Genomic DNA, 5,908 nt, shown 5'->3' with positions numbered 1-5,908 from the left:
CCTCCTCGTAGCACAATGGACAGTGCACGCGCCTCCTAAGCGTGAGATACAGGTTCGATTCCTGTCGAGGGGACGCTTCCAGGATGGCCGACAGCAGCGCACAGCGCTGCCGGCTCGGCGTAGCGCCGTCGCCGAAGACGCCCGGCATTTCACCCGCCGGGCCGACCGCAGCGCCGCACCAGCGGGCCGGTGAAGAGCTTGAGCAGATCGCGGGAGAGGCCATGGCTGACATCTTTCTTTCCTATCGCCGGCAGGACAGCCAGAGTGCCACCGGGCGCCTCGCTGATCGCCTGAGCGCCCATTTTGGCGCCAGCCGGGTCTTTCGCGACCACGACTCGATCGCCGCTGGCGACGATTTCGCCGAAGCGATCCGGCGCGCGGTGGGGACTTCGGTGGTCGTCCTGGCGATCGTCGGACCGGACTGGCTGAACGCCTGCAGCGCCGATGGGAAAAGGCGACTGGACGACGAGCACGACTTCGTCCGACTGGAGATTGAATCGGCGCTGCTCGCCAACGTGCCGGTCATTCCGCTGCTGGTTGACGGCGCAACGATGCCGGCTGCCCAGGATCTGCCCGGGGTTCTCGCCCAATTTGCCCGCTGCCAGGCCAGCGAACTCTCGGCAACCCGTTGGAACTATGACGTAGACCGCCTGATTGCTCTGCTCCAGGGACGTTTTGCCCTCGAATCGGAGCAGCCCGCTGCGGCCCCCTTGCCCGGTAGCGGCGACCAGATTGCCTTTCCGGCGCGTCTGGCGCTCGATCTGCTCGAGCTGACGGCGCACCCGACGCGTCTGATCGCACGCCGCCAGACCGGCCATGCGCTCGACCATGTGCGCGCCTTTCTCTTCCTGCTGGCGGCGCTCGTGCTGGGCAACACCGTCTTCCTGCTCGGCACCGGCATACCGAGGCTGGCGGAGGGGATCACGGTCGGAACGATCCTCCACCTGCTCGCCGTAACGCTGCTCGCGGCACCGCTGACGCTCGCCTGGCGACTGGTCGGAACACGCGTTGAGTTCCGCCAGGTGACGCTGATTCTCGCCTACATATACGCCGGAGTCTGGATGGGATTCTGTGCCGGTGCGCTGCTCGCGGCGCTCGGTGTGCAACTGGTCGAACCCGGCCTTTTCACCGATTATCTGGCGATCGTCGGCAGCGCAGCACCGCTCGCACAACGCCTGGACGAAGCAGGCGCGCTCTTTGCCAACGCCATGCACGGACCAGCTGCTGCCCTGCTCGTCCTCGCCGGTGCCGTCTGGGCGGCAGTGCTGATCTGGGGCATCGTCGCCTGGGGGGCCTTTCGCTTCAGCTTTGGCGTCAGTCGAAGCAAGTCGATCTGCGCCACGCTGCTCGGCGCGGCCATTCTCGGTCTGCTCGGACAACTGGCTGCTCTTGCCGGCCGCAGCCTGTGATCATCGGCCGTCCAGTGTCACGCACCGCTTATCCTGGCCGCCGCGGAACGATTTTCTGACCCGCCCTCAGGCGTCAGCGCTGTCGCCCCGGTTCTTGCGCTGTATCCACAGCACATCGTCCCTTCCGGCCGCCTTGTTCACGGCGCGGGCCAGAACGAACAGCAGGTCGGACAGGCGATTCAGATACTTGCGCGCGAACTCGTAGACCTCTTCGCTGGCCGCCAGGCGAACGATCTGGCGTTCGGCGCGCCGGCAGACGGTCCGCGCCAGATGAGCGAGCGCAGCAGCACGCGTACCGCCGGGCAGGATGAAGTCTTTGAGCGGCGCCAGCTCGGCATTGAACTGCTCGACCAGATTCTCCAGTCGCTCGACATGCGCCGCGCCGATCATCTGCATGCGCGGAATGCACAACTCGCCGCCGAGGTCGAACAGGTCGTGCTGAACGCCGACCAGCGCGTGCGCGATTTCCGCCGGCAGGTCTTCGCACAGCAGCAGCCCGAGCGTCGAGTTCAGTTCATCGACCTGACCCATCGCCTCGATGCGCAGACTGTCCTTGCCGACGCGCGAGCCGTCGCCGAGGCCGGTCGAGCCTGCATCACCGGTGCGGGTGACGATCTTGGAGAGACGATTGCCCATGGCCAACTTCCTTCATGACACTCAGAATACTGCCGATAGAGTGCAATTATACCCGACCCAGCAGCCCGCCTTGCGCGGCTTACCGGCGGCCTGCGCCCGTTTCACCAGAACTTCCACCACCACTTCTTTTTCTTCATCGTCGTTTCCACCTCGGCCGTCCATTTTGCGTAGGAGACCAGACCCGCCTTGTGGAAATGCATGCCGAAACGCTTGTCGCTGTCGTTAATATGCTGCACAAGCCAGTTCTTCAGAAAGTGCAGAAGTTCGAAACTGATCGCCGCGTTCTCGCGCTCAAGCTTGGTCTGCAGGGCGTCGACCTGGGTCATCAGTTCCTGGTGCTGCTGCTTGTGCAGCTCGAAGCCCGGGTAGTGCGTCAGGCGCATCAGGCTTTCCTCGAGCAGGAAATGCGTGCGCGTGTATTCGGCCAGCCGTTTGAGGATCTCGCGCGAGGTCGCCTTGCCATGATGCTCGCGTATTGCGCGGTGCAATTCGTTGAGCAAACCAACCAGCACCTTGTGTTGCTCATCGATTTCCTGGATATCGATATTGAACTCGTTGGACCACTGGAAAAGGTCGGCCATATTCATGGGAAGTCCTCGGAATCAGGCAGTGTGGCTCCGCAGTGGGGGGGCGCCGCGAACAATGTAAAATCTTATCATCAATCCGCATCAGAAATACTTATCTGCGCCGAGCTCGGCAGATCCAGTCCGGTGAAGGACTGCGACGACCGCTCAGGCAAGCGTGTCCGCCCAAATGTTGAGCGCCCAGGCCGAGGCAATCTTCGCTTCGAACTCGTTGCGCATCGCCGACAGGCCGCCCGCGCCGGCGACCGGCAACATCGTCTTCTGCCCGGCATCGTAACGGTGCACCGATGCGACGTGCACGGCGTTGCGCGCGTCGATGAAGCTGTAACAGGTGTTGGTCAGCAGCGGCGTCGGGCTGGGCAAGCGCCCGGCGAGCAGTTCGAGAATCGCCGCCACCGCCAGCTTTCCTTGCTGGTTGGCGAGATGACCGGACTTCGGCATGGCCGGGGCAGCGAAAATGGCGTCGCCAACGACATGGATCCCCGGGTGGCTGGTCGATTCCATCGACCGCCAGTCGACCTCGACCCAACGCTGATTGATCAGCCGAAGTTCAGCCACGCGCGCCAATTCACCGGCACGCTGGTTGGGAATGACGTTGAGCACGTCGGCGCGCACCTGCTCGAAGTCGAGGATGGCCGTGCGCGTCGCAGCATGCACATCGCGCAGCTCGCAATTCGGCCGGTACTCGATGATGTCGGGATAGAGTTCGGCCCAGGCCTTGGCGAACAGCGCCTTCTTCGAAACAATTTCGGCATTCGCGTCGAGCACCAGGATCTTGGCCCGCGGCTTGTGTGCCTTCAGGTACGCGGCAACCACGCTCGCCCGTTCGTACGGCCCGGGCGGGCAGCGATAGGGCGCCAGCGGAATGGTGATCGCATAGACCCCGCCGTCGGGCATCGCCGCCAGTTGGCGGCGCAAGGCGAGCGTCTGCGGGCCCGCCTTCCAGGCGTGCAGGACATGTTCGCGAGCCGCCGCAGCCTGCAGGCCGGGCAGGTCTTCATAAGCGAAATCGACCCCCGGCGCCAGGAGCAGCCGATCGAAGTCTATCCGCTCGCCACCAAACAAGCCCACCGAGCGCCGGACTGGGTCGAGTGAAATCACCGTGTCGTGCACGACGCGCACGCCGCGTCGTCGCAGGCCGTCGTAAGAAAAGCTCAGATCAGCCAGCTTCCGCTCACCAGCAAGCACCAGATTCGACAGCGGACACGAGACGAACTCGGGGTTCGCCTCGACCAGCGTCACGTCGACCGACCCTTCGCTCCACAAGCGCAAATAGCGCGCGGCAGTCGCTCCACCGAAACCGCCGCCAACGACCACAACGTGCGCACGCGTCGCTGTCGAGGGGCGGCCAGCGCACGCCGGCAACACGCTGGCCAAGGCGACTGTCCCGACCTGCCTGATGAACGAGCGCCGGCGATCGCGATCATTCGTCGCCATCTTCCCTCCTCCTGACTTGGCGCATCGAGACGCCTATTTCTGGCGCGCCAGATAGCCGACGATCAACGCCAGTTCCTCGTCCGTGTAGCCCTTGACGATCTGCTGCATGACCGTTGCCGGCCGCACGCCCGACTTGAACTCGTGCAGTTTTTGCAGCGTCTTCGCCGCATCGGCGCCGGCCAGTGCTTCCATGCCTGAAGCCTTGACCGCATGACCGTCGGTGCCGTGACAGTTGGCGCAGGTGGCCACCAGATTGCGCGCCAACGTATCGTCCTGCGCCGCCACCGGCCAGGCAGCCGCCAGACCGAGCAGGGCAACCAGGGAAAAATGAAGCTTCTTCATTACTCTCGCTCTCAAGCATCAAGCCCCTCGGCGTCCGGGTAAGACCAGCGCCAACCCACATCGGCGCTCCGGCGCAACAATCCGGCAGGCGGCGAGGCCGCGCATACTGCCTCTTCCGGCGACCCTTCAGACCTCGCCAACCGCCGAAAAAACCTTGCAGAAACGCAGCTCCTCCGGATAGGGGAAGAAGTCCTCGACATGTCCAGCGCGAATCCGTTCCTGTGCTGTGCGCCAGAACCGCACGTCAAGCAAGGCGCGATGATACTTGAGAAAGGCCGAGCGGACCTTGGGCGAGCCGAGCAGAAAGCTGGCGAATTCTTCCGGGAAAACGTCGTTCTTGGCGACCGAATACCAGGGTTCGCCGGACATTTCCATTTCCGGATAAGGCGCTTCTGGAATGACGCGGAAGTTGGTGTCGGTCATGTACTCGATCTCGTCGTAGTCGTAGAAGACCACTCGGTTGTAGCGCGTCACGCCGAAGTTCTTCCACAGCATGTCGCCGGGAAAAATGTTGGCGCAGGCGAGTTCCTTGATCGCGTTGCCATACTCAAGCACGGCATGGTCGATCTGTGCCGGCGTTGCCGAGTCGAGGTAGAGGTTGAGCGGCGTCAGGCGGCGCTCGATATACAGATGCCTGATCACCAGATTCTCGCCTTCGTCTTCGAGCAGCGACGGCGCCAGCGTCCGCAGCGCCGCCAGGAGTTCCGGTGAGAAACGCTTACGTGGCAACGCTACCTGCGAGAACTCAAGCGTGTCGGCCATGCGCCCGACGCGGTCGACCTGTTTGACGAGCAGATACTTGCGCTTCACCGTTTCGCGGTCCATCTCCTTGCTGGCGCCAAAAACATCCTTGATCAGCTTGAAGACGTAGGGATACGACGGCAGCGTGAACACCAGCATGACCAGACCGGCGATTCCCGGAGCAATGATGAACTGGTCTTCCGAATGGCGCAGGTGCTCCTTCAGATCACGGAAGAACATCGTCTTGCCCTGCTTGCCGAGACCGAGCATCGTATACAGTTCGGACGGCGGCTTGTGCGGCATGATGCTGCGCAGAAACTGCACGTAGGCCGAAGGAACCTCCATGTCGACCATGAAGTAGGCGCGCGAAAGCGAAAAGAGGACGCTGATCAAGCCGCTATCGAAAAGGATCGTGTCGATGTAAAGCTTGCCTTGCGCATCGTGCAGAACCGGCATCGCAAAGGGGTACTCGTCGTGGCCGTTGATCGCCTTGCCAAAGACGTAGGCCCCCTTGTTGCGGTAGAAGGCAGAGTGCAGAACCTGAATCTGCGCATTGGCTTCCGGCGCGGGCCACTCGCCCAAGCGCTGCCGGGTCGAGCGCATGATGTAATCGATGTCGCGATCAAGGTTGGCGAAAGGCCGTTGCCAGTCGAAGTCCAGAATGATCTGCCGCACCGTGCGTCGCAAGCCATGATGCGCCGGATAGTAGCTGCGATAGGTCGGCGGGTAGGACTGGATGTACTCGGTCGACACCGCCGG

Annotated in this window: 6 protein-coding genes and 1 tRNA gene; 2 read left to right on the top strand and 5 right to left on the bottom strand. The window is 63.0% G+C overall.

Annotated elements, in window-relative coordinates; genetic code table 11:
- Position 1: 1 nt before the first annotated feature.
- Positions 2 to 73 (top strand) — tRNA-Arg (locus RKP46_RS08095).
- Positions 74 to 221: 148 nt separating this feature from the next.
- Positions 222 to 1,409 carry a toll/interleukin-1 receptor domain-containing protein gene (locus tag RKP46_RS08090; protein ID WP_311106176.1) on the top strand — a complete coding sequence of 396 codons (1,188 nt, stop codon included), beginning with the start codon at positions 222 to 224 and terminating at the stop codon, positions 1,407 to 1,409.
- A 66-nt stretch (positions 1,410 to 1,475) separates the two neighbouring features.
- Here the strand turns inward: RKP46_RS08090 and RKP46_RS08085 are convergent, their stop codons facing one another.
- The 5 genes from RKP46_RS08085 to aceK form a co-directional block, all read right to left on the bottom strand.
- The gene (locus tag RKP46_RS08085; protein WP_311106175.1) at positions 1,476 to 2,045 is read right to left on the bottom strand and encodes a cob(I)yrinic acid a,c-diamide adenosyltransferase; all 570 of its coding nucleotides are present in this window, start codon (positions 2,043 to 2,045) and stop codon (positions 1,476 to 1,478) included.
- 101 nt (positions 2,046 to 2,146) lie between these two features.
- Entirely contained in the window at positions 2,147 to 2,626 is a 480-nt protein-coding gene (locus tag RKP46_RS08080) for a bacteriohemerythrin (protein WP_300334023.1), read from the bottom strand.
- A gap of 150 nt (positions 2,627 to 2,776) precedes the next feature.
- On the bottom strand, positions 2,777 to 4,066 hold the full coding sequence (locus RKP46_RS08075; RefSeq protein WP_311106174.1) for an NAD(P)/FAD-dependent oxidoreductase: 1,290 nt from the start codon (positions 4,064 to 4,066) through the stop codon (positions 2,777 to 2,779).
- Positions 4,067 to 4,099: 33 nt separating this feature from the next.
- Entirely contained in the window at positions 4,100 to 4,408 is a 309-nt protein-coding gene (locus RKP46_RS08070) for a c-type cytochrome (RefSeq protein WP_311106173.1), read from the bottom strand.
- Between the two features lie 126 nt (positions 4,409 to 4,534).
- Positions 4,535 to 5,908 (bottom strand): bifunctional isocitrate dehydrogenase kinase/phosphatase (aceK, locus tag RKP46_RS08065; protein WP_311106172.1); only part of this gene is annotated, 1,374 nt, incomplete at its 5' end.

The organism is Accumulibacter sp. (genome assembly GCF_031732815.1).
GTDB lineage: Bacteria > Pseudomonadota > Gammaproteobacteria > Burkholderiales > Rhodocyclaceae > Accumulibacter.
This window is presented reverse-complemented; position numbering and strand designations above follow the sequence as displayed.